This window comes from Marinobacter sp. P4B1, assembly GCF_001447135.1.
GTDB classification, from domain to species: Bacteria; Pseudomonadota; Gammaproteobacteria; order Pseudomonadales; family Oleiphilaceae; genus Marinobacter; species Marinobacter vinifirmus.
In genome coordinates this window covers 208,623-231,920 of record NZ_LLXM01000013.1, presented here as the reverse complement: position 1 = coordinate 231,920, position 23,298 = coordinate 208,623, and the positions used below count along the sequence as shown (strand labels likewise).

At 56.0% G+C, this 23,298-nt stretch carries 24 protein-coding genes and 1 pseudogene; 13 read left to right on the top strand and 12 right to left on the bottom strand.

What is annotated here, in order from left to right; translation table 11 throughout:
- Positions 1–225: 225 nt before the first annotated feature.
- The 3 genes from AQ621_RS10520 to AQ621_RS10510 are packed head-to-tail and all read left to right on the top strand — an operon-like array spanning position 226 to position 1,827.
- The gene (locus AQ621_RS10520) at positions 226–789 is read left to right on the top strand and encodes a DUF1415 domain-containing protein (protein WP_058341416.1); all 564 of its coding nucleotides are present in this window, start codon (positions 226–228) and stop codon (positions 787–789) included.
- Positions 789–1,526 (top strand): AzlC family ABC transporter permease, encoded by a 738-nt coding sequence (locus tag AQ621_RS10515; RefSeq protein ID WP_058341415.1) that lies wholly within the window; start codon positions 789–791, stop codon positions 1,524–1,526. The genes AQ621_RS10520 and AQ621_RS10515 overlap by 1 nt, the downstream gene beginning before the upstream one ends.
- Positions 1,516–1,827 (top strand): AzlD family protein, encoded by a 312-nt coding sequence (locus tag AQ621_RS10510; RefSeq protein ID WP_058341414.1) that lies wholly within the window; start codon positions 1,516–1,518, stop codon positions 1,825–1,827. Before AQ621_RS10515 ends, AQ621_RS10510 begins: the two co-directional genes overlap by 11 nt.
- A gap of 6 nt (positions 1,828–1,833) precedes the next feature.
- On the opposite strand, the gene AQ621_RS10505 is transcribed toward AQ621_RS10510, so the two are convergent.
- From AQ621_RS10505 to AQ621_RS10495, 3 genes are read right to left on the bottom strand one after another with little or no spacing between them, the layout of a single operon-like run.
- Positions 1,834–2,199 (bottom strand): DUF3750 domain-containing protein, encoded by a 366-nt coding sequence (locus AQ621_RS10505; RefSeq protein ID WP_227508298.1) that lies wholly within the window; start codon positions 2,197–2,199, stop codon positions 1,834–1,836.
- Between the two features lie 12 nt (positions 2,200–2,211).
- Entirely contained in the window at positions 2,212–3,375 is a 1,164-nt protein-coding gene (locus tag AQ621_RS10500; RefSeq protein ID WP_058341447.1) for a GNAT family N-acetyltransferase, read from the bottom strand.
- A gap of 58 nt (positions 3,376–3,433) precedes the next feature.
- The gene (locus AQ621_RS10495; protein ID WP_058341413.1) at positions 3,434–3,790 is read right to left on the bottom strand and encodes a hypothetical protein; all 357 of its coding nucleotides are present in this window, start codon (positions 3,788–3,790) and stop codon (positions 3,434–3,436) included.
- 165 nt (positions 3,791–3,955) lie between these two features.
- On the opposite strand from AQ621_RS10495, the gene AQ621_RS10490 reads away from it, so the two are divergent.
- From AQ621_RS10490 to AQ621_RS10465, 6 genes are all read left to right on the top strand, one after another.
- Positions 3,956–4,645 carry a response regulator transcription factor gene (locus AQ621_RS10490; RefSeq protein ID WP_058341412.1) on the top strand — a complete coding sequence of 230 codons (690 nt, stop codon included), beginning with the start codon at positions 3,956–3,958 and terminating at the stop codon, positions 4,643–4,645.
- Positions 4,642–5,958, top strand: coding sequence for a sensor histidine kinase (locus AQ621_RS10485; protein ID WP_058341411.1), 1,317 nt, complete (start codon positions 4,642–4,644; stop codon positions 5,956–5,958). The genes AQ621_RS10490 and AQ621_RS10485 overlap by 4 nt, the downstream gene beginning before the upstream one ends.
- Positions 5,955–6,560: a YigZ family protein gene (locus AQ621_RS10480; RefSeq protein WP_058341410.1), complete on the top strand. Its 606-nt coding sequence runs from the start codon at positions 5,955–5,957 to the stop codon at positions 6,558–6,560. The genes AQ621_RS10485 and AQ621_RS10480 overlap by 4 nt, the downstream gene beginning before the upstream one ends.
- 75 nt (positions 6,561–6,635) lie before the next feature.
- Positions 6,636–7,163 (top strand): DUF4136 domain-containing protein, encoded by a 528-nt coding sequence (locus AQ621_RS10475; RefSeq protein WP_022987965.1) that lies wholly within the window; start codon positions 6,636–6,638, stop codon positions 7,161–7,163.
- A 19-nt stretch (positions 7,164–7,182) separates the two neighbouring features.
- The gene (locus AQ621_RS10470) at positions 7,183–7,542 is read left to right on the top strand and encodes a translation initiation factor Sui1 (RefSeq protein WP_058341409.1); all 360 of its coding nucleotides are present in this window, start codon (positions 7,183–7,185) and stop codon (positions 7,540–7,542) included.
- Between the two features lie 36 nt (positions 7,543–7,578).
- Complete coding sequence (locus tag AQ621_RS10465; RefSeq protein WP_058341408.1) at positions 7,579–8,832, top strand: D-amino acid dehydrogenase; 1,254 nt, start codon at positions 7,579–7,581, stop codon at positions 8,830–8,832.
- Positions 8,833–8,894: 62 nt separating this feature from the next.
- On the opposite strand, the pseudogene AQ621_RS10460 reads toward AQ621_RS10465, so the two are convergent.
- Positions 8,895–9,182, bottom strand: a pseudogene (locus AQ621_RS10460) (AMP-binding enzyme); the annotation flags it as partial.
- A gap of 268 nt (positions 9,183–9,450) precedes the next feature.
- Between AQ621_RS10460 and AQ621_RS10455 the strand changes: the two are divergent.
- Genes AQ621_RS10455 through AQ621_RS10445 form a run of 3 tightly spaced genes read left to right on the top strand, consistent with a single transcriptional unit; the run spans position 9,451 to position 12,761 of the window.
- Positions 9,451–9,972 (top strand): TRAP transporter small permease, encoded by a 522-nt coding sequence (locus AQ621_RS10455; RefSeq protein WP_058341406.1) that lies wholly within the window; start codon positions 9,451–9,453, stop codon positions 9,970–9,972.
- Positions 9,965–11,278: a TRAP transporter large permease gene (locus AQ621_RS10450; protein WP_058341405.1), complete on the top strand. Its 1,314-nt coding sequence runs from the start codon at positions 9,965–9,967 to the stop codon at positions 11,276–11,278. The genes AQ621_RS10455 and AQ621_RS10450 overlap by 8 nt, the downstream gene beginning before the upstream one ends.
- A gap of 19 nt (positions 11,279–11,297) precedes the next feature.
- Complete coding sequence (locus AQ621_RS10445; RefSeq protein ID WP_058341404.1) at positions 11,298–12,761, top strand: NAD-dependent succinate-semialdehyde dehydrogenase; 1,464 nt, start codon at positions 11,298–11,300, stop codon at positions 12,759–12,761.
- Between the two features lie 61 nt (positions 12,762–12,822).
- Here the strand turns inward: AQ621_RS10445 and AQ621_RS17335 are convergent, their stop codons facing one another.
- Positions 12,823–13,908, bottom strand: a complete 1,086-nt coding sequence (locus AQ621_RS17335) for an alcohol dehydrogenase (protein WP_082641032.1) — start codon at positions 13,906–13,908, stop codon at positions 12,823–12,825.
- A 172-nt stretch (positions 13,909–14,080) separates the two neighbouring features.
- On the opposite strand from AQ621_RS17335, the gene AQ621_RS17330 reads away from it, so the two are divergent.
- Complete coding sequence (locus tag AQ621_RS17330) at positions 14,081–15,238, top strand: C4-dicarboxylate TRAP transporter substrate-binding protein (protein ID WP_082641030.1); 1,158 nt, start codon at positions 14,081–14,083, stop codon at positions 15,236–15,238.
- A gap of 874 nt (positions 15,239–16,112) precedes the next feature.
- Here AQ621_RS17330 and AQ621_RS10425 read toward each other — a convergent pair.
- From AQ621_RS10425 to AQ621_RS17915, 7 genes are all read right to left on the bottom strand, one after another.
- Positions 16,113–16,445 (bottom strand): Na+/H+ antiporter subunit G, encoded by a 333-nt coding sequence (locus AQ621_RS10425; protein ID WP_022987969.1) that lies wholly within the window; start codon positions 16,443–16,445, stop codon positions 16,113–16,115.
- A gap of 14 nt (positions 16,446–16,459) precedes the next feature.
- The gene (locus AQ621_RS10420) at positions 16,460–16,729 is read right to left on the bottom strand and encodes a K+/H+ antiporter subunit F (RefSeq protein ID WP_022987970.1); all 270 of its coding nucleotides are present in this window, start codon (positions 16,727–16,729) and stop codon (positions 16,460–16,462) included.
- A complete protein-coding gene (locus tag AQ621_RS10415; protein WP_058341400.1) occupies positions 16,726–17,214 on the bottom strand; it encodes a Na+/H+ antiporter subunit E in 489 nt (162 codons plus the stop codon). Before AQ621_RS10415 ends, AQ621_RS10420 begins: the two co-directional genes overlap by 4 nt.
- Positions 17,214–18,731 (bottom strand): monovalent cation/H+ antiporter subunit D, encoded by a 1,518-nt coding sequence (locus AQ621_RS10410; RefSeq protein ID WP_058341399.1) that lies wholly within the window; start codon positions 18,729–18,731, stop codon positions 17,214–17,216. Before AQ621_RS10410 ends, AQ621_RS10415 begins: the two co-directional genes overlap by 1 nt.
- Positions 18,728–19,081, bottom strand: coding sequence for a Na+/H+ antiporter subunit C (locus tag AQ621_RS10405; RefSeq protein WP_022987973.1), 354 nt, complete (start codon positions 19,079–19,081; stop codon positions 18,728–18,730). The genes AQ621_RS10410 and AQ621_RS10405 overlap by 4 nt, the downstream gene beginning before the upstream one ends.
- The gene (locus tag AQ621_RS10400) at positions 19,081–21,882 is read right to left on the bottom strand and encodes a monovalent cation/H+ antiporter subunit A (protein ID WP_058341398.1); all 2,802 of its coding nucleotides are present in this window, start codon (positions 21,880–21,882) and stop codon (positions 19,081–19,083) included. Before AQ621_RS10400 ends, AQ621_RS10405 begins: the two co-directional genes overlap by 1 nt.
- A 303-nt stretch (positions 21,883–22,185) precedes the next feature.
- A complete protein-coding gene (locus AQ621_RS17915) occupies positions 22,186–23,178 on the bottom strand; it encodes a GlxA family transcriptional regulator (protein WP_058341397.1) in 993 nt (330 codons plus the stop codon).
- Between the last annotated feature and the right edge of the window lie 120 nt (positions 23,179–23,298).

Below are 23,298 nucleotides of genomic sequence, written 5' to 3'. Positions count from 1 at the left end.
GCCTTCCAAAACACGCTCCTTCGGCACATCCGTGTGGCGCTTGAGCTCCGCCCCTCAGCGCTTAATGCTCCTGCGTCGCGCTGAGGGTCCTGGGCGGGCCATCCATGGCCAGCCCGTGAAGCGCTTTCGCGCTCCACCCATGGCTCCGCACAGTTTTGGAAGGCCCAACCCACACCCGCGCTCGGACTTCGGAGCTGTATTCAGACACAAGCAAAGGCAACTATTTTGAACGAATCTCAGGTCATTAACGCCACCCGCAAGTGGGTCGAAGACGTCGTCGTTGGCTACAACCTCTGCCCCTTCGCCAAACGGGAACTGGTCAAGAACCGGGTTCGGTTCACGGTGACAGAGGCGAAAAACGAAGACGACCTCCTGCAGGCCCTGCACGCGGAATTGCAGCGTCTGGAAGACGAACCGGAGATTGAGACAACACTGTTGATTCACCCGGACGTGTTGCAGGATTTCTACGCCTACAACGAGTTTCTGGACGCGGCTGATGCGTTGCTGGCCTATCTGGAGCTTGAGGGCGTTTACCAGATCGCCAGTTTCCACCCGGATTACCAGTTTGCTGAAACCGAGCCGGGGGCTGCGGAGAACTACACCAACCGGTCTCCGTATCCTATGCTGCACTTGCTGCGGGAAGCGAGTCTGGAGGCGGCGATTGATGGTTATCCGAATGTGGACGGGATTCCTGATCGGAATATCGCACTGATGAATGAGCTCGGTGCGGAGAAGATGCGGGCGGTTCTGGCGGGTTGTTTTGATAGCCGAGGAGGGAGTCAGGACTGATGTCTGGCGCGCACTATTCCTACCAGTTTCAGGCGAGCAGGATCCGGTCGGAGTTTTTCCGGCTGTTGCCCATTTCGCTGTTTGTGGTGGCGTTTGGTGCAGCTTTCGGCCTGGCGTCTACCCAGGAGGGGTTGTCGCCGCTTGAATCGATTCTGATGAGCGCCACGGTGTTTGCCGGGGCTTCACAGTTTGGCGCGCTGGATTTGTGGGGCACGGAGGTGTCTGTACTGCCGATGATGGTGGTGGTGTTTGCCATCAACTCCCGCCACCTGTTGATGGGCGCTTCGCTGTATCCGATGTTGAAACAGGTGCCGCCCGGGCGACGGTACGGCTTGATGCTGCTACTGACGGATGCCAACTGGGCGGCCTGCGCCCAGGACTACCAGAATGGTCGCCACAATCTGGAGGTGATTGTGGGCGGCGGTCTGGTGCTATGGCTGGCGTGGGTTTTGGGTACCGCGCTGGGGGTGTATTTCGGTGGCCTTATGCAGAACCCGGAGGCATTCGGGCTGGATATGGTGCTGGGATGTTTCTTGCTGACGATGGCATTGGGCGGCCGGAAATCACCCCGGGTTCTGGTGGCCTGGCTGGTGGCGGCGGTCAGTGCGCTGGCGGCCTGGAAATGGCTGCCGCCGAACATGCATGTGGTGGTCGGAGCGCTGGCTGGCGGCTTGATCGGGTTGTTCTGGCTGGAGCCCAAGGCAGGTTCAGGCAAGGAGGTGGCGAGTGACCATTGAAACCACCTCCGCCGGCGTACTGGCGCTGATTGCCATTATGACAGTGGTTACCCTGGTCACCCGCTTCGGCGGTGTGTTCCTGATGTCGTTCGTGCGCATCAATCCACGGGTCGAGAGTTTTATCAACACCATGGCCAGCTCGGTGTTGATCGCCATCATTGTGCCTATGGCGGTAGACGGTGATCTCGGGGCCCTGGCTGCGTTGGTGGCCACCGCGGTAACCATGTTGGCTACCCGAAAACCTTTGCCGTCAATTACTGTCGGCCTGCTTGCTGCGGCACTGGTGCGTTACCTGGCCTAGAGTTTTTCAGTTTACTGCGCAGGCTCGGCCATCGGGTTGGGATTGCGCAAGGCCAGCTCCCAGAACGCCGACATAACCTCCCAGCGACAGCTGGTATCCCGTCAAGTAGGGGTAGGACTCTACCGCTTTGTAGATGTCTGGAATCATGGCGGCGGCGTCTTCGCCACGGATGTCGGCATAGAGCTCCGGTTTGGCGCCGTACCAGTGCCGGTCCGGGTCGTCTGGCCGGGAGTTCACCACATACTGGCGCCAGCCGGTGACTTCGTGAACCTTGTAGTGGTCAGCGCCTTCTTCCTTGGTGGCTACCCAGGTGTGCACAGCAAAGTAACCCCGCCAGATCCAGCCCAGCGTGCGCAGGAGGGTTCGTTTCACTATCGGATGACCTCAGGTTTGTTCGTTGCGGTAGGGCAGCAGGGTTTGTGATTCGGCAAAATAGGCCTGCACGTGTTCGGACTCCTCGGTGCAGAAGTCAGCGATTGCCTCGCGAAAGCCCGGGTGCAGAATGCCATGCCAGGAGTGGGTGATCACCGGCTCAAAGCCCCGCACCAGTTTGTGTTCGCCCTGGGCGCCGGCGTCGAAGTGCTGGAGCCCCAGCTCCAGGGCAAGTTCGATGCCCTGGTAGTAGCAGGTTTCAAAGTGCAGGTGGTCATATTCTTCCAGACACCCCCAGTAACGGCCGTAGAGGGTGATTTCACCGGCCAGGAACAGGGCACCGGCAATCATCTCGCCATGGCGCACGGCCATGATGATGTGCAGGTGCTCCGGCAGGTGTTCCCGCAGCAGTTCGAAAAAGGCCTGGTTCAGGTAGGGTGCCTGGCCTCTTTTCAGGTAAGTGGCCTGGTAGAACACAAAGAACGCCGACAGCACCTGGTCGGAGATATCCCGGCCGTGGAAGGTGTGAAAGGTAATCTCCTGATACGCCACTTGCCGGCGTTCCTTGCGGATGGATTTACGCTTGCGGGAAGTCAGCGCCGCCAGAAAGCCCTCAAAGTTCTGGTAACCACGGTTGTGCCAGTGGAACTGGCAGCCGGTGCGGTGCAGTTCCTGGTCGTGGCCAAGCAGGGCCTGGTCCGGCGCATCCGGAAACAGCAGGTGCCAGGAATGGGCGCCCAGCTGCTGGGTCAGATTGCCCAGTAACTGATCGAGCAGGGCGGGCGTCAGTTGTGCCCGTAACGAAGCATCCAGCAATAACCTTGGCCCCTGTGACGGGGTAAACGGAATGGCGATCAGCAGCTTCGGGTAATAGGACAGCTGGTAACGCTGGTAGGCTTCGGCCCAGCTCCAGTCGAACACGTATTCGCCCCTGGAGTGGTTTTTCAGGTAGGCCGGGGCCAGGCCGCAGATCTTGCCTTGCACGCGAAAAACCAGGTGGCAGGGTGTCCACCCGGTTTCGGTACGGGTACAGCCGGAATCTTCCAGCGCCTGAAAGAATTCGTAGCGCAGGAAAGGATTGCTGCGCCCGGCCAGCCGTTGCCAGTCGTCACGGGGAATGTCCGTGATGCTGGCGCAGGTGGTCAGGGTGATGTCAGGTGAGGCGGGTTCTGCCATGGTTTCGGGCATGCTCTGTTAACTTTCCCTATACCATACGACAGAACCCGGCTTGTAATCACTTCTGGGCGTTACCGCAGCGCTTTTCCATCTTCTGCTGCCACTTGCCCATACGCTCCTGCTGCTTTTGCTGACGCTCCTGGTGGATCTCGTCCCAGATCTCGCGCTGCTCGTCAGTCAGCTTCAGGCGGTCGGCCATTTCAGCCCGGTATTTCTGCATTTCGGCCTGGCGCTCTTCACGGTACTCGGCGCTGAACTTGCCTTTGCCTTCGCGGAAGTTCTCGCACATTTCTTTCTGGTCCCATTTGCCACCCTGCTTCTTCATGCCCTGATCCTGGGCCATAGCTGCGGGGCTGGCGGCGAACATGGCGGCCATCAGTACGCCGGCGGTCAGTAAGGATGTTTTTGCTTTCATGGTTGTTGCCTCATCGGTTGGTGTTCCTGTGGTGATCATAGTACGCCGGTGCAACGTCAGTTGGTGTCAGGCTGGTGTAAAGGTTCGGTAAAGGCAAATGCCTGGCCGTCAGCCGTGCCCGGGCGCCGTGTTAGACTGTTGCCGGGCAACAGGAGAGAAACGGATATGCAGAACCGGGTACTGCTGGTTGAAGACGATGACGAACTCAGGGAACTGCTGGCGCAGTATCTGACAACCCAGGGTTTCAGCGTGCGCGAGGCCGCCAACGGCCGTGACGGACTGGCACTGGCGTTGGCCCACGATTGCGATATCGTAGTGCTGGACATCATGCTGCCGGATATCAATGGCCTGGATGTGCTGCGTGAACTGAGAGCCGAAACCCATTTGCCGGTGATTCTGCTGACCGCCCGTGGAGACGAAACCGATCGTATTGTCGGCTTTGAAGTGGGAGCAGACGACTACATCCCCAAACCCTGTAACCCCCGTGAACTGGTCGCCCGCCTGCAGGCGTTGCTGCGCCGTATTGCCTGGGATCAGAAAACCGATGTGGATGCCACCCGAACCTATGGCGACTTGCGGGTAGAACCGGGCCAGCGGCGTATTTACCAGGATGACGCTCCGCTGGAGTTAACTGCCACCGAATACGAAGTGCTGCAGGTGTTGCTGGCCCATGCCGGCAGTGTGGTGCGCAAAACCGACCTGATGCAGTGGGCCCTGGGCCGCCGGCTGGAGGCTTACGACCGTACCCTAGATATGCATATCAGCAACCTGCGCAAAAAGCTGGGGAACGATGATCCGCCTCGCATCGAAACTGTGCGGGGGCTGGGTTACAGCTATCGGGTACCGGCACAATGAAGTCATTCATGTTCCCGCTGTTCTGGCGGATATTTATTTCGATCTGGCTGGCGATGGCCGTTACCGTTGTGGCCAGTAACCTCGCCACCCGTTACCTGCTGGATCGGGAGCGGCAGGCCATTGAACGGCAAGTTGGCTTGCATGAGATCGCCCGGGAGGCCCTGAACCTTCGCAACCGGGAAAACCGCGGCGAAATGTGGCGGTTCCTGCGGTCAGAGGGCGAGCGCCTTGACCTGCACCTGATGCTGATCGAGAAAGAAGAAGGGCATCGGGGGCTGCCGCGTAATATCCGTGAGCGGATTCAGTCGGGCTGGTACCCCAACAAGCCGGCACTGATTAACCTGGAGGAAGGCTACCAGCTGGTTGCCTGGCCCCGGATGGGGGGCGACGGCTGGCTGGACCCGAGGTTGTTCCGTTTCCTGGAATTTGCACTGGCGTTTGTCCTGATCTCCCTGGCCTGCTGGTGGATTGCCCGTCTGGTGTCCAAGCCCTTGAAACATATGGAGAGCACCGCCCAGGCCATTGCTGGTGGCGACACCCGGCTGCGGGTGCCTCAGCGTATTGCCCGGCGGCGTGACGAGGTGGGGCAACTGGCCACCGCCTTCAACGCCATGACCGACCGGCTGTGCCAGTTACTGGAACGCCAGAACCATCTTCTGCGTGATATTTCCCACGACCTGAGAACACCCCTGGCCCGGCAACGGGTGGCCATAGAGTTGGCCAGTGACACCGGGGCAGACCCCGCCATGATGGCCAGTATCCTGCGCCAGAATGAGCGGCTGGAAACCATGACCGGTCAGATTCTGACGCTGTACCGGGTGTCGGAGAACGGTGACGCCATGGAGCGGGAACCGGTGCAGCCACTGGAGTTGATCAACCGGGTGCTGCAGGATGCCGCCGACTTTGCCGCACAACGGGGTGTGGACTGCCAGCTGGATGCTACTGACGCTTCCCGGGCGGTGTCGGTACGGGGCGATGCCGGATTGTTGCAGCGGGCGTTTGATAACGTGCTGCAGAATGCCCTTGACCACACGCCTTCGGGTAAATCCGTGCGGGTGTCAGTGTCGGCCCCCGATGGCAGTCTTCAGGTGGATATTGCCGATGACGGCCCGGGCGCTCCGGAGGAGCTGTTGCAGCACCTGTTCGAGCCGTTCTTTCGCGCGGACAAGTCCCGGGGTGGTAAAGGCTGGGGCCTTGGACTTGCGATTGCCCGGGACATCGTAGCGGCCCATGGAGGAACAATTACCGCCCGGAACCAGCCCGGGGGTGGGCTTGAGGTAAACATCCGGTTGCCGGTTGAGAGAGCATCATGAGTAAAGATTACCCGGTCCCGTCCGGATACCTTGAGCGGGAAACGGAAGTGAAAAAAAGCCGTTTTATTGCCCGCGTGTACCCGGTGAGCAGCCGGGATGAGGTGCGAGAACACGTTGCCCGGGCCCATGCGGACTTTCCGGACGCCCGGCATGTTTGCTGGGGATACCAGATAGGCCGCCCCGGCTCGGCAGCGGAAGCCGCCATGAACGATGATGGCGAACCCTCGGGCACCGCCGGCAAGCCCATTCTGAACGTGATCCAGCACAAGGATATGGGCGATGTGCTGGTGATCGTGATCCGCTATTTTGGTGGCATCAAGCTGGGCGCAGGCGGCCTGGTGCGTGCCTACGCAGGCGCTGCCGAGAGCGTGTTGTCGGAAGTTGGCCGTACCGTGCAGCAGACGCGGGTGTTGGCGGATGTGGAACTTGGCTTTGCCGATGAACAGCCGCTACGGCACTGGTGCGACGGCCATGAAGGCACCGTTGAAGACATTACCTACAGTTCCCGTGTGAATGCCCGGGTGTCGGTGCCGGAAGTGCGGCAGGCGGAGTTTGCCGCCTTCTGCGATGCCCAGAAACTCGATTACCGTTTTGACACATAGAAGTTAGCAGCATCCGGCTGACCGTTTGCCGGCGTATACTGGATCAAGCGGCCAATTAAACAGGGGAGAAGAGCGATGCGTATTCTGTTTGTAGCAGCAATGGCGCTGGTTCTGGCCGGTTGTGCCAGCAATGTCGTGACCGACTACAACTCGGCAACCGTGTTCGGTAACTACGCCAGCTGGGCCTTTGCGCCCAACCAGCAGGATTCCGGTTTTACCTCGCTGGATGACAGCCGGGTTCGTAATGCCATTGAGCGTGAATTTACCCGCAAGGCGATGAAAAAACTGCCCGATACCGAGGCCGACCTGCTGGTGAGCTGGCAGATTGTGCCGGAAGAGCGCCTGGAGCAGGTAGGCGTCGGGCTGGGTTTCGGCTTTGGCCGGGGTAACTTTGGCTGGGCCCTGTCGGCACCGCCACCTGTGCGGGAAATCACCGAAGGCAAGCTGGTGGTTGAGCTGGCTGACCGGCGCAACGAAGAGGTGGTCTGGCGCGCAGCCAGTCGTCGCTACCTGAATGAAAACCAGTCTCCGGAAACCCGGCGCAAGCTGATCGACGAGGTTGTCTCCGAGATGTTTTCCAAATACCCTCCGGGCCTGAACTGATCAGTACACGGGATCAACAATGGGTATGAAGAACAGAAACGGCGGCCTGGTATTTTCCACTGAAACGGGCCGCATGTGCCCGGAGTGCCGGCAGCCAGTGGCCGAGTGCACCTGTGGCCAGCCGGAACGACCGGCCGGTGACGGCGTGGTGCGGGTAAGCCGGGAAACCAAGGGTCGCAAGGGCAAGGGTGTAACGCTGATTACCGGTATTCCCCTGAACGACAAAGAACTCAAGGCCTACGCCAAAGTGCTAAAAGCCAAATGCGGCACAGGTGGTACAGTAAAAGACGGCGTGGTGGAGATTCAGGGCGACCAGCGGGACCTTCTGGTGCCCTTGCTTGAGCAAAAGGGGTGGACGGTTAAAAAGGCCGGCGGCTGACGCTTCACCACATTCAGACGTTGAGGGGAGGCAGGCATGCACATAGTGGTCATGGGCGCGGGCGTTGTGGGTATCACAACGGCCTGGTTTCTGCAGCAGCAGGGGCACCAGGTAACGGTTGTGGATCGCCAGGTGCAGGCCGGCCTTGAAACCAGCTATGCCAATGGCGGCCAGATTTCCGTATGCCATGCTGAGCCCTGGGCTAACCCCTCCGCGCCCCTGAAAATTCTGAAATGGCTGTTCCAGCCCGAAGCCCCACTGCTTTACCGGCCCCGCCTGGATCCCTACCAGTGGCGTTGGGGGCTTTCCTTTCTGACTCAATGTACGTCTGCCCGGGCGGCCCATAATATCCGCCAGATGGTGAATCTGGGCACCTACAGCCGAAGCCAGTTGCAGGCTCTGCGTAAAGAGCTGGATCTGGACTACGACCATCTCGAGAAAGGCATTCTGCATTTTTACACCAGCCAGCAGGAATTTGATGCCGCCATGGAGCCGGCGCGGATTATGCGGGAGCTGGGCTGTGACCGGCAGGTAATCGATGCCAACCGCGCGGTAGAACTGGAGCCGGCATTAAAAGATGTGCGCCAGCGGATTGCCGGTGCCACCTACACCGCCGATGACGAAAGCGGCGATGCCCGGAAATTTACCCAGGCCCTGGCCCGCCGTTGCGCCGAAGCAGGCGTGGAGTTTCGCTACGGCACCGAGGTGCTGGGGTTCGACAAGGCAGGGGATCGGATACTCGGTGTTCAGACGTTAACTGAAGGCCTGCACCAGGTTCTGCGGGCCGACAGTTACGTACTCTGCCTGGGTAGTTTCAGCGCAGTGCTGGCCCGGCGGCTGGGTTTGTTCCTGAATATCTATCCGGCCAAGGGCTATTCGATCACCGTGCCGGTGAAGAATCCGGACGCGGCATTCCAGGTAAGCCTGACTGATGACGAGTACAAACTGGTGTATTCCCGGCTGGGTGACCGTATTCGGGTGGCTGGTACGGCAGAGCTGAACGGCTACACCCGGAACCTGGACTTCATCCGCTGCCGGGCGATCGTGCGCAGGGCGGCCGAGATCTTGCCGGGGGCGGGACACTGGGACCAGGCCGAGTACTGGACAGGCTTGCGGCCAACGACGCCCTCCAACGTGCCCTATATTGGCAAAAGCCATTTCCACAACCTTTACCTGAACACCGGCCACGGAACCCTGGGCTGGACCCATTCCTGCGGCTCGGCCGCGGCCCTGGCCGATATCGTGGCTGGCCGCACTCCGGAGCTGGACTTCACCTTCACCGGCCTCTGATTTTTACCCACAAAAAAGCCGGCGCCTGAAAAACAGACACCGGCTTTTTTGGGGTGGGTGGATCAGTCCGTCAGCTGGTCCCGGATCAGCTTCTTATTGATCTTGCCAACGCTGGTTTTCGGAATGTCTTCCACGAAGTCGATCTGCCCGGGAATGGCCCACTTGTTGATGTCGCCACTGTCCACAAACTGCTGCAGGTGCTTCTGGATGTCTTCCAGCCCGATGTTCTCGCCGGGTTTCAGGGTAACCAGGGCATAGGGCCGTTCGCCCCATTTCTCATCCGGTACACCCACTACGGCGGCACCGGCAACGGCCGGATGCTGGCTGATCAGGTTTTCCAGGTCCAGGGCCCCTCAGGTCCCGTGAGTAACCACCTTGCCGATGGCTTCGCCAGCGTATCGATCAGGCTTTTATCCGGTGCGGTACCGCCAATGAGTTCGTACCATTTCATGAAAAACTATGCGTCATTAATATTTTCTTAAGCCCCCATTAACCACTTCAAAATAGCCAACTATCAGGAAGTTGTGCAATCTAAGACGGTTCGCTTTAGCGTCTGATTCTATGGGGTCAGGCCGATACATTAATAAAACTAATACGGATAGCGACGGTTGTAACTTTATGAAACACATGGAAAGGTTGATCAATAAGGTCAACAAGGTAGTTACATTTCTAGGCGGGCTTGCAATAGCCCTTATGATGATTCATATCAGTCTGGATATTCTTGCTCGTTTTCTGTTTAACACCCCGCTGCCCGGCACTATAACGATCGTTGCCCACTACTACATGCTCATCGCGATTTTCCTGCCCTTGGCATACGCTGAACAGACCAACTCGTCGATCGCAGTTGAGATTCTGACTACAAGGTTTTCCCACAAGGCGCAACATCGCGTGAACGGTTGGACCCACCTGATTATTGGGGCTACTGCTTTTGTGATGACAAGTGAGGCCTTTAAAGTGGCCATTAAGAATTATCACTCGAACACCTCCGTCATGCAGGGCGACTACACGATCATCACATGGCCAAGTTATTTTATTCTTTGTGCAGGGACGTTTCTTTTGGGCTGCTATTGTGTGCTTCGCTTTCTGTCGTTTATAACCCGCTCCGAACGGGCTACGGCAGTGGAGGAGGCTCATGTCTGACATCGCCATTGGTTTCAGCGGTCTGGCTTCGCTATTTGCACTGATCGCCCTAAGAGTCCCTATCGGAATTTCCCTGATCCTGGTGTCATTTGTGGGGATATGGGCCCTGATTGGCGTCGAGGTCGCGTTGTCTTCTCTAGGGATTATTCCCTACAACTTCGCCTCAAACTGGACACTTAGTTCAGTTCCATTGTTCTTGTTCCTGGGATTTGTTTGCTACCACACTCAATTGACTCAGGGCATGTTCAAGGCTGCGCGCGCTTGGTTAGCAGGGGTGCCCGGTGGGCTCGCAATTGCTTCAATCTTTGGTTCGGCAGGTTTTGCTGCGGTATCTGGTTCCTCTATTGCTTGTTCGGCAGCAATGGGCCGAATTGCGGTTCCAGAAATGCTGCGATACAAATACGATCCTGGCTTAGCTACGGGAACTGTTGCAGTAGCTGGAACGATTGGCGCCCTGATTCCCCCCTCAATAATCATGATTCTCTATGGGGTGATCGCACAGACATCAGTATCGCAGTTGTTTCTTGGAGGCATCTCCGCAGGTCTCATTACCATGGCAGGGTACGTTCTCGTAGTCTGGATCCGAGTTAAGCTGAACCCGGAGCTTGCCCATGATGTGAAGGAAAAAATTTCGACCCAAGAGAAAATTCGATCCTTGAAGGATACCTGGCCGATTTTTACCATCATGTTCGGCATCTTCGGTGGGCTCTTCGCGGGTATATTCACCCCTAACGAAGCAGGCGCTGTAGGTGCCTCTCTGGCTTGTATCGTTGCATTGGTTAAAGGCCAGATGACTTGGAGCGCTTTCAAGTCTTCGTTGCTCGAGACACTGGTCACCACCAGTGCGCTACTTATTATTGCAGTTGGTGCGAGCATGCTGACGCGGTTTCTGGTGTTTTCCGGGGCCGGCGACTACATCTCTGACCTGATTCTGTCTTTTGACGTCAACGATCTGCTGATCATTTTGGGTATTGCGCTGATCTATCTGGCGCTCGGCATGTTTTTGGAGCCAATCGGAGCCATGCTGCTTACTTTGCCGATTATTCTTCCGGTGATTGAAAGTACGGAGTACAGCCTGATCTGGTTTGGTGTGATTCTCACCAAACTACTGGAAGTCGGTATGATTACGCCGCCTGTCGGGATGAATGTTTTTGTCATCAAAAGCGTGGTTGGGAATCTGGTCACCACTTCAGCAATATTCAAAGGCATCCTCTGGTTCCTAGCGATGGACTTGCTCATTGTTCTGCTCCTGATTGCGGTGCCGGACATCATCATGTACCTGCCAAATCTGGTAGGTGGACGTTAAAACAAGAACTGGAGTTTTCATGAGTATTCCCGAACAGGTAGCAAAGCTGATCCGTCATCAGGCTTATGTGAATGGTCAGTGGGTTGACGCTGAAAGCGGAAAAACCTTTTCAGTGGTCAACCCCGCCACAAATGAGCGGATCACCCAAGTACCCGATCAAGGTCAAAAAGATACCAGAGAAGCAATAAATGCTGCTCACATTGCGCTTGCGGGCTGGAAAAGTCTCACGCCCAAAGAGCGGAGTACTATCCTCAAGCGCTGGGCGGAGTTAGTTAGCGACAATCTGGAAAGCCTTGCCACCATATTGACTATGGAGCAGGGAAAGGCGCTAGCGGAAGCGCGCGGAGAAGTTGCGTCGTCCGTTGCATATATTGAATGGTTCGCCAATGAAGCCATGCGGGTAACCGGGGAAACCCTGCCCCGCAGTGCCAATGGGAACTTTGAATATATGCAAAAGTTACCGATTGGCGTGGTTGCGGCAATTACTCCCTGGAATTTCCCCAACTCGATGATTGCGCGTAAGGTCGCACCGGCTCTGGCCGCGGGGTGCACTGTTGTCGTTAAACCTGCTGAGGATACACCGCTGTCGGCACTGGCATTGACCAAACTTGCGGTGGAGGCCGGTATTCCAGCAGGTGTAATTAATGTAATTACTGCCAGCAGTGGGGCGGAAGTAGGCCTTGAACTTAGTAAAAATCCGACAGTCAAAAAACTCTCCTTTACCGGCTCTACCGCAGTAGGGAAGATTCTACTGGAGCAATGTGCTAGTACGGTTAAGAAGCTTAGCCTTGAGTTAGGTGGCAATGCGCCTTTCATCGTTTTTGAAGACGCTGACCTTGACGCGGCGGTGAATGGTGCGATTTCCATCAAATTTTATAATAGTGGCCAGACCTGCGTTTGTGCTAACCGACTTCTAGTTCAGGAAAGTATTCATGATGAGTTTTTGAAAAAATATAATGAGGCAATCGACAAGCTTGTTCAGGGTTATGGACTCCATGATAATGTTAGCCATGGCCCCTTGATTAACGAAAAGGCCATCACAAAAATCAAAGATCTGGTCGATTTAACCGTAAGAGAAGGGGCTAAAGTCTATCGGGGTGGAGATACGTTGCCACACTTAGGAGCGAACTTTTTCGAATTCACAGTGTTGACCGATGTCGAAAGGGATATGGAGATTTTTCGATCAGAGATCTTTGGGCCTATTGCTGCGGTTTACAAATTTTCGACTGAGGAAGATGCGGTCGCCCTTGCGAATGATACACCCTATGGTTTAGCTAGTTATCTTTATACTAAGGATGCAGGTCGAATTTTCAGAGTTTCAGAGGCTCTAGAGTACGGCATGGTCGGAGTTAATACACCGCGTTTTGTCTCAGAAACAGTGCCTTTTGGTGGAGTAAAAGAGTCTGGAATTGGGCGTGAGGGCTCCTCCCATGGTATCGATGAATTCCTTGAAATGCATTATGTTTGCATAAAGGCCGAATAGCGCAATCCGGCGAAAATTCCATCAGTTTTTAAAGGGGGGGCTCGCGCCCCCTCGACGTTAGTTAATCGTTTTTCAGGATTATACGGCCAGGGACTTTTCCAGCTGAAAGATCTTCAACCGCGGAGTAGGCATCCTTAAGTGGCCTGATTTCAACTGGAATGTTAGCTAGGTCATGTTTGTTAGCAAACTCTACCAGCTCCTTCATTTCAGTGAGGGTTCCGGTGTATGAGCCAATAATTGAGATTGCTTTGGTAATCAAAAAGGGAATAGGGTAACGAATTTCGCCACCGTGTAATCCCACGGCCACAAACTTCCCGCCTTTTCTAAGAACGTTTAAACCAAGCTCCATGGTCTCATCGTTACCAACGAAATCAAGCACTGCAATGCAGTTGTCACTTCCAGCTTCCGTCACTTGCTCAGCTATTTTTTTATCCCGAGGATCGAAAGCAAATCGCGCACCGGATGTTTTGGCAATCTCCCGTTTTTCCTCGGACACATCCACTGCAATCACATTTTTATTGCCGGATAGTACCAGAGTCTTGATCGCTAGTTGCCCAAGTCCTCCGCAACCAATAACAACAACAAATTCATCACTATGAATCGGTTGTATCTTCTTTATCGCTGAAAATGTAGTCAAGCCAGAACATGCCAACAGCGATGCATTAGCCGGGTTAAGTTTTCCCAAGTCTTCTAGGTATTTATGGTGGGGGACCAAAATATACTCAGAATATCCCCCTGGTTTGAAGATTCCTAACGAGCCAGGCTTTGTGCACAAGTTTTCTTCGCCTCGTTGACATACCGAGCACTCACCGCATCCTATCCAGGGGTATATCAGCTTTTGCTGCCCAATAAGTACGTTATTTACTTCATCACCAACGGACACGACGGTTCCAACCACTTCATGCCCAAGTGTTACCGGAAGCTTTATGCCCCGTTCCCCAAGATCGAGTTTGCGACCTTGGCCAAGGCCGTAATAACCCTCGTGCACATGGACGTCGCTGTGGCATACGCCACAAAAATCTACTTTGAGTAGAACCTCCTGTCCTCTTGGGGATGGGATCTCGTAATTAGTCGGACGGAATTTGCCCCCGAATTCAGAAAACTCATAGCGAACATAGTCGCCATTAGCATCAAAATGCTTTGACATTGCAATCACTCCTGATTATTTGAGTTATCGTAATTTATAAGGTCAAAGAGAAAAGGTTTTAGTGATCAATTGCTTTGACAAATAAAGGCTACTGAATATACTGTTTCTGTGCAACAGAAATAACAGTTCTGGACACATTAATCCAAAAAATAATAGATGGTAGGTAAATGTTATGGATTGCAGAAAATTTTTATATACCGCCGCGCTTGGTGTCGGACTTTCGGCGACAATCAACGTAGGCGTGACGCAGGCCGATACCCTTAGATTTGCTGTTGGTTTTCCATCTGGAGCTCCAATAGAGGCGGCAAAGAAGTATGCGGAGTCGGTTAAGGAAAATACTAATAATGAGCACTCGGTAAAAATCTATGAATTATCGCTTCTGAATCATAGTGAAATGTCCTCTGGAATAAGCCAAGGAATGGCTGACTTGGGCTATCTTCTTACGGCTTATTCGCCATCTGATTACCCGCACTCAAATCTAGGTGCCGATATGTCGATGCAAACGGCGCTTCAGGGTGATGTGTTAGGAAGAGAGGGGTATGCTTATTCTGGAGCAATGCTTGAATATATCATGCTTAATTGTCCAGAGTGCCAAAATGAATTTTCATCGAATAATCAAGTTTACACTTCTGTCGTATCAACGCCAGCATATGTTATGTTCTGCAATGAGCCGGTAAAGAGTGCTGAAGATTTAAAAGGAAAGCGCATGAGGATTTCCGGTGCGCCATGGGCTCGTTGGGTTAAAGATTTTGGTGGGTCCCCAGTTGCGCTCCCGATTACTGAGATATATGAGGCGCTCGAGCAAGGCGTCGTTGACTGCACTTTCTTATCGCCTACAGAGTTAACCAATTTCAATCTCATTGATGTTGTTAAGAATATTACTACCGATGTTCCTGGCGGCTTATATGCGGCTGGAGGTGCAGCGACTTTAAATCGAGATACATGGAATCGCTTCAATGATGAAGAAAAAGAGGCGATGCTGAAGGCTGGCTCTGTTATGGCGGCTTATGTGACATTTCTGTATCAAGAGCAAGCTCATAGTGATATGGAAAAAGCACGTAGCAAAGGCATAAATATTATAGAGGCGGATAGTGACCTCCTTGAAAGATCAAGAGAGTTCATTAAGTCAGATCTCGAATTTATTCCCGAGTTTTATTCGGGCGAATATGGCATTGATTCGAAAAGAACCAGGGAGCTGGCGGATACCATGTCTAGTTTGATTAAAAAATGGAATGGTCTCGTTGGGGATATAGAAACAGCGGATCAGCTTGCGGAGCTTTACTGGAGTGAAGTTTATTCCAAGCTTGAGCCTTCTAGTTACGGCAAGTGATGCGTGTTTGTAAGCGGGCCTTTAGGGCCCGCTTTTTTACATTTTTCGTTGAGGCCCGAGTGATGGGCTAGAATAATAATGATGGCTAAACTTTTGTCGCAAACTCTTGGGTTTGCAACGGCTATGCTGGCCCATTTTGTATTCTTTTGTTGAGGCAATTGGTGAGGGTATTCTTTTAAATAAGAGAGGTGTCGGAGGAGCATGTATTAGTCCAAGAGGGGTTTGATGTCATATTTTTTGTTTTAAGATTTTCTGTTCACCGGAGTTTGATGTCGGAATCTCTTATGCTTGCCTGCGTGTTTTAGTGCCCGACTGTAATGGTCTATTAATCCTGAACAGTATTTTAAGGTGTTCCTTAGCAGCAAAAGTTGAAACGCTACCATTGAAGACGTGATGTTGCTGCCGGTTGTATTAGGTTATCAATTGGCTCCCGACATACTTCTGAACTTTGACCAGGTGTTAGTAGCTAGGGGCCGGTATTTGTTCGGACTTGAGGCTCCGAAACAGCCTTTTCATTGTAGCATTGTTCCAGCACTTACTAAGTTGACTCATGCCTTGTGTTAGTCCATAACGCCAGAGCCTCTGGCGGAAATTACGACTGGCATATTGGCTTCCCTGATCCGACTTCTGAAAAATGATCTTCTTTGGCCGACGACGCTGTTCCCAGGTTTTATTCGGAGCTTTTGTAGCTAGACCCGCGTTTCGACTGGAGCAAATTGCCAACCAATAACGCGGTGAGCGCACAGATCCGGTACTATCGCTAGATAACCTCGAAGCTGGTCACTCCAGATAGTAGGTTATGTCATCAAGCCAGAACCTAGTTGTGCTTTTCTGCATCAAGCCTGTGATCCAGATGATTCGGGATTTACGATCGTTATTGATCCCAGGGTTTACCCCGGGTGTTATCCATGGTTTTCACACCAATGTGCATGGCAGCCTTGGCCAGCATGTTGGCGCTGACCGGGGCGGTCAGGAACAGGAATACGGTGATCAGTATTTCAGAGATGCCGATGCCCTGGCCAGTACTCGAAAAGTAAACCACGGAACTGAGCATCACGGCGCCCACGCCCAGTGTGGTGGCCTTGGTAGGGCCGTGCAACCGGGTAAAGAAATCCGGTAACCGGGCCAGGCCGATGGCGCCGATCAGGGTGAAGGCTCCCCCGATGATCAGCAACGCCGAGATGGTGTATTCAGCTAACGGGCTCATGGTTGTCCTCCGGGTTATTCAATCACGCTGCCGCGCTTGAGGTACTTGGCGGTGGCCACCGTGCTGACAAAGCCCATCACGGCGATCAGCAGGGCGGATTCCAGGTACATGCGGGTGCCGAGCGTAATGCCCAGCAGGATGATCAGGGCAATGGCGTTGATATACAGGGTATCCAGCGCCAATACACGGTCCGGTGCATCCGGGCCCTGTATCAGGCGGTAGACATTCAGCAGGGCAGCCAGGGTAACCATGGCAATGCTGGCGTACAGCGCGATGGTGATCATTTGAACATCTCCATCAGGGGTTTCTCGTAACGCTTGTGGATGGCATCGATCACTTCGTCGTCGCTTCGGGCGTCCAGGGCGTGGATCAGCAACATCTTTTCATCATCGCTGATATCGGCACTGACGGTGCCCGGGGTCAGTGAAATGGTGCTGGCCAGAATGGAAATAGCCAGCGGATGCTCCAGTTGCAGCGGGTAGCAAACGAACACCGGTTCCGGTTTGCGTGGGCTCAGGATCAGCTTGGCGACCGAGAAGCTGGCAATCACGATGTCCCAGAGCACGACCAGCAGATAAGTCGGCATGCGCCAGGATTTCATGAAGGCAGGCCGCTCTGGCCAGAAGCCCTGGGTCAGCTGGGGGATACCCCAGGCCAGCACCAGGCCCAGTACCAGGCTGCCGCCGGAAATGCCATCACTCAGGAATTGCCAGGTCAGAAACAGAATCAGGCTGAGCCACGGCTGCGGAAAGCTAAGTCTGTCCAGCATCAGTCATCCTCCCCGACCATGGGGGTCTGCAGTATGTCGATATAGGCCGATGTATCCAGGATCTGGGCGGCAGTGTCTTCGGTGTACCGGTTGATCGGGCCTGCCATGGCCACAATCACCACAGTGAGCGCAATCATGGCGCCCGCCGCTACGGCGGTGGTGCCTTTGAGCGGGCGGGCGGTTTCAACGTGGCCATCAACAGTACGCCAGAACACGATACTGCCGGCACGGCTGTAGGCCACCAGCGTCAGGAACCCGCCTACCAGGATGGTGCCCCAGAGCCACGCCATCCGAGGGCTGGGCTCAACCGACATCAGGATCAGCAACTTGCCGAAGAAGCCGCTGAATGGCGGAAGGCCGGCCGCGGCAACGGCGCCGATCATGAACAGAACACTCAGGAAGGTGCGATGACGCATCATCGGCGCGGTAATAATCCGGTCTCCGGCGCTGCCGCGCTGGGAGGCCACCAGGTCTGCCACCAGGAACAGGCCGGCAACAATCCAGGTAGTGCTGAGCATATAGAACAAGGCGGCAGAAAGGCTTTCAGCTGAGCCCAGGGCAATCGGTGCCAGCAAGGTGCCCACCGAAATAATAACCTGCCAGGCGGTCAGGGATTTCAGGTTGTCAGCACCCAGTGCACCCATCACACCCATGGCGAGGGTGATCAGCGCCAGCGGGAACAGCCAGTCCATGCCGAGGTTGGCCAGTTCGCCGGCATCGTCGCCGAAAACCAGGAAATACACACGGATAATCGCGTAAATGCCAACCTTGGTCATGATCGCGAACAGCGCGGCGACCGGAGCCGTAGCGCTGGCGTAGGCTTTCGGCAGCCAGAAGCACAGGGGCAACACCGCCGCCTTCAGGGCAAACACCACCAGCAGCATCATGCCACCGGCTTTTACCAGCAGGGCATTTTCACCGGTCACCTGCGGCACTTTGACGGCCAGGTCGGCCATGTTCAGGGTGCCGGTTACGCTGTAGATCATGCCTACGCTGATCAGGAACAGCGATGAACCTACCAGGTTGAGCACCACGTAATGCAGGCCCGGAACCGTGCGCACCGTGCCGCCACCGTGCATCAGCAGTCCGTAGGAGGCAATCAGCAGCACCTCGAAGGCCACAAACAGGTTGAACAGGTCTCCGGTCAGGAAGGCAATGTTCAGCCCCATCAACTGGAACAGGAACAGGGTGTGGAACTGCCGGTTGCCTTCGTCGGCACCGCCCAGCGAGAAAATATGGGCCAGCAGGGCAAGTACTGAAGTCATCACCAGCATGAAAGCTGCCAGTCGGTCCAGCACCAGCACAATGCCGAAGGGTGGCTGCCAGTTGCCGAAGGCGTAGGCCCGGTAGCTGCCATCGTCGGCCATGGTCAGGAGCACCAGGCTGGTGGCCACCAGCAGAACGGTGGTTGCCAGCGCCAGTGTCCGGCGCAGCGCAATCGGGGCGTAGCCCATAAACGTCTGCAGTATGCCACCCAGCAGCGGAATCAGGACGGGTGCGGTCAGCCAATGGTTCATTGCTTGGCCTCCTCGCTGTCTTCATCCTGCTTGCGGTTGCCATCCACGTGGTCGTCCTGGTTGTCGGCCAGGTTTCGCAGTGACAACACCACCACAAAGGCGGTCATGGCAAAGCCGATAACAATGGCCGTCAATACCAGGGCCTGGGGCAGGGGGTCGGCATAACTGGCCGAGCTGCCCAGAATCGGCTGCTGGCCCGTGGCCAGCCGGCCGGAGGCGAACAGGAACAGGTTAACCCCGTAAGACAGGAGCGTAAGCCCCACAACCACCGGGAAAGTTCGTGCCCGAAGCAAAAGGTAAACGCCAGACGCCGTCAGGGCGCCTATAACCAGTGCAAAAACAAGCTCCATTACACATTCTCCCGGGGGCTTCTGATCGCAGAGTGGGGGGACAACCGGCCGATGCTGACCAGGGCCAGCAGGGTCGCGCCAATCACGGCCAGATACACGCCGAGGTCAAACACCAGGGCTGAGGCTACCTCGAACTTGCCCACCACCGGCCAGGTGATGTAGTCAAAGGTTGAAGTGAGGAACGGGTGGCCATAAACAAAGCTGCCGGCGCCGGCGATGGTGGCAAACATCAGGCCCAGGCCGATCACGTTGTGATACTTGATGCCGATGCGATCCTGGGTCCAGACCATGCCACTTGCAATGTACTGGAGAATCAGGGCAACCGAGGTGATCAGGCCGGCAATAAAGCCACCGCCCGGCAGGTTATGCCCGCGCAGGAAGATGTAGGCCGAAATCATCAGCGCCAGCGGCAGCATGGGCCGGGCAATCTGCTTGAGCATCAGCGGGTAGGCGTCACGGGTCCAGGCATGGCCTTCACCATCACCCGGCGGCGGTGTGAGCGCCGTGTCCTTGAGCATGGCATAGATGCCAAGGGCGGCAATGGCCAATACCGTGATTTCACCCAGGGTATCGAAGCCCCGGAAGTCCACCAGGATTACGTTCACCACGTTGGTGCCGCCACCACCGGTCTTGCTGTTTTCCAGGAAGAACTCGCTGATGGAGGTAAACGGCTGGGTCAACATGGCCAGCGTCACCAGTGTCATGCCGCCACCGGCCAGCAGGGCCAGCACAATGTCCCGTGCACGGTGAGTGCCGGAGGTTTCAAGCGGCGTCCACGAAGGCATGTAGAACAGGGCCAGCATCAGCAGCACCATGGTCACTACTTCGACCGACAGCTGGGTCATGGCCAGGTCCGGTGCCGAGAAGCGGGCAAAGGCCAGCGCCACCAGCAGCCCCACCACGCTCAGGAACATCAGGGAGGTAAACCGTCCCCGGTGAAGGAATGCAGAGGCCAGGGCGCAGAGGATCAGAACCGCAGCGGCAATGGCAGTGGGCCAGTCCACCGGTGACAGCCCGTTCTCGCCCACGAAGATGCCCATAGTGGCGAGCGGGACCATCGCCACCACAATCGCACTGGCAACCAGCAGCATGGCGTAGCGCTGCAAGGAGCCGTTTTCGATGCGTGCAGTGAATCGGTTAGCCAGTTCCACAAAGCGGGAGACCACGGCTTCAAAGACCGCTTTTTCATCCACTTCCTTGAACCGGGCGTGGAAATCGAAAAACTTCTGGCGCTGTGAGTACATGATCAGGCCACCGATAAAGGCGGCAAAGCTCATCATCAGCGGCAGGTTGAAGCCGTGCATGACAGCCAGGTGGTAGTCCGGAACCTCGCCACCCAGGGTAGCGGCCGAAGCGGAGTAAAGCAGCGGACCTACCGAGTAGGCCGGGAATACGCCCACCATCACACAGGCAAACACCAGGATCTCCACCGGAATCTTCATGTACCGGGGTGGTTCGTGGGGCGGGTAGATCGGCAGGTTGACCGGCTTGCCGTTAAAGAACACGTCGTGCACGAAACGGGCGGAATAGGCCACTGCAAAAATACCGGCCAGCGTGGCCACAATCGGCGGAATCCAGGCCCAGATACCAGGCAGGTTCAGCTGCAGGGACTCGGCAAAGAACATTTCCTTACTCAGGAAGCCATTCAGCAGCGGCACCCCGGCCATGGACGACGCCGCCACCATCGCCAGGGTTGCGGTATGGGGCATGTAGCGCCAGAGACCGTTGATTCGTCGCATGTCGCGGGTGCCGGTTTCGTGGTCAATAATGCCGGCCGCCATAAACAGGGAGGCTTTGAAGGTGGCGTGGTTGATCACGTGGAAGACCGCAGCTACCGCTGCCAGCTCGGTACCCATGCCGAACAGCAGCGTGATCAGGCCCAGGTGGCTGACGGTGGAGTGGGCCAGCAGGCCTTTCAGGTCGTGCTTGAACATGGCCACATAGGCGCCCACCAACAGCGTAGCCATGCCGGTGAAACTCACCATGTAGAACCATTGCTCGGTGCCGGCCAGGGCCGGGTACAGGCGCGCCATCAGGAACACCCCGGCCTTCACCATGGTGGCCGAGTGCAGGTACGCAGATACCGGCGTGGGTGCCTGCATGGCGTGGGGCAGCCAGAAGTGGAACGGGAACTGGGCAGACTTGGTGAACGCGCCCAGCAGAATCAGGGTGAGTGCCACCGGGTACATGGCGTGGTTCTTGATGAGGTCGCCAGCGGCCAGCACGGCATCCAGCTCGAAACTTCCCACGATGTTACCGATGATCAGAATGCCGGCCAGCAGCGCCAGGCCACCACCGCCGGTAACCGCCAGTGCCATCCGCGCGCCCCGGCGGGCATCCTGTTTATGGGTCCAGAAACTGATCAGCAGGAACGAGGTCAGACTGGTCAGTTCCCAGAAAATCATCATCAGCAACAGGTTGCCGGACAGAACAATGCCCAGCATGGAGCCCTTGAAGCACAGAAGCAGGGCGTAGAACTTTCCGATGTTCTCGCCTTTTTTCAAGTAATAGCGGGCATACAGGATAATCAGGAGGCCGATGATCAGGATCAGCAACGCAAACAGAAGCGCCAGCCCGTCGAGCCGGAAACTGAAGGAAATGCCCAGCGCCGGCAGCCATTCCCAGGAGTTATGGACTACACCGCCGCCAGCCAGCGTTTCCCAGTGGGGAAACAGGGCCGCCAGGCCAATAATAGCCGGTATGGAAGAGACTATGGCAATCGCCGTTCGCCCGCCCTGGGCAAACAGTGGCGCAGCAATAGCCACCAGAAAGGGCAGAAATACAACCAGGGGTAGCGACATCGCAACCTCGTTATCGGTTTTCTTTTTACATGGGAAAGAAGTACGAAGCAGTCTGAGTGTAGCGTTCAGAAAGCCTGCGTGCACACGAAAGCGGCCCGTTTAAGGCTCACTTGCTGATCAGGCAGAGAAGGGGGGATCCGGAAAATAGGGAAGGCGGCCCCGCTGCAGAACGATGTCAGCGGTCAGGGGCAATCCTGGAATGTTTGTGCAGCCTCTGGACCTTACGGTCATGGTTGCTCCGTCTGTGAAACTTGACGGTTGATAATACGTGCCGGGGCGGTCAGGTCAAGTCAACCAAAGGATTTAACGGCCAAATTTCGAACGATAGGCCCCCGGAGAAAGCCCGGTTTGCTTACGGAATAACCGGCTGAAAGAGCTCACATCCTCATAACCTACGGCCCGGGTAATCGCGTCCAGGCCAGCCTGTGAACTCTCCAGCAACCGCCGGGCTTCCTCGATTCTCAGCAATTGAAGATAGGTAGTTGGTGTGTCTCCGGTCGCCTGCCGGAACCGCCGCAGCAACGACCGCTCCGACAACCTGGCCCTCGTGGCAAGATCCGCCACAGAAACCGCCTCCCGGAAATGCCCCTCCAGCCAATCCTGAAGCCCCAGCACCACCGAATCCGAATGATACCGGCGAGCCTGCAAAGCACTGTAGGGTGCCTGGCTGGTCCGCCCCGCATCAATCACAAACGCCTTAGCCAACTCCCGCGCCACCTGCGCCCCCGCCAGCCGCTCCACCAGATACACCCCCAAATCCCACCAGGCCATGCCTCCCCCGGCACAAGCCACCGGCCCGCCCACCGTCACCAGCTTCTCCGGCCGCAAATCCACCGCTGGAAACCGCTCCCGGAACTGATTGCTGAAGCCCCAGTGCGTCGTCGCCTCCCGCCCGTCCAGCAACCCGGCGGCGGCCAGTAAAAACGCCCCGGTGCAGTTACTTGCTACGCGGACATCGCCGGGAGTTGCGTCCTGAAACTGTGAAAGCCACTGAATCAAAGGGTTGTTTGTCTTCAGAATTTCATCAATGGGCGCGCCAATGGTCGGAATAATCAGCACGTCATCCGCCCTCAGATCATCAACATCCTGCCAGGAACCGTCAGCCAGAATTGTCACACCATTGATGCACTGGCAGGGCTCACCGTTCTCGGTCAGCAGCCGGGTTTTGAACTGTGCAGAAGGCTGCTCCCCGTGAATACGTGCCCAGGTCACCCCGGCGAGGCGAAACAGGTCGATCATCCCTGTGATAGCGCTGGCCAGCGCACCGTTGAAGCCAATGATAGTGACGGTTTTCAAAAGCTGGCTCCTGTACGGCTTGTTAGTAGTGCCCGAAATGGCGCGACGGCCATCGCCCAATCAGGCTGCTGGCGTGGGTATTGCCTTCCGGGAGTGTGCGCAGCAGGGAAGCTGCGCTCA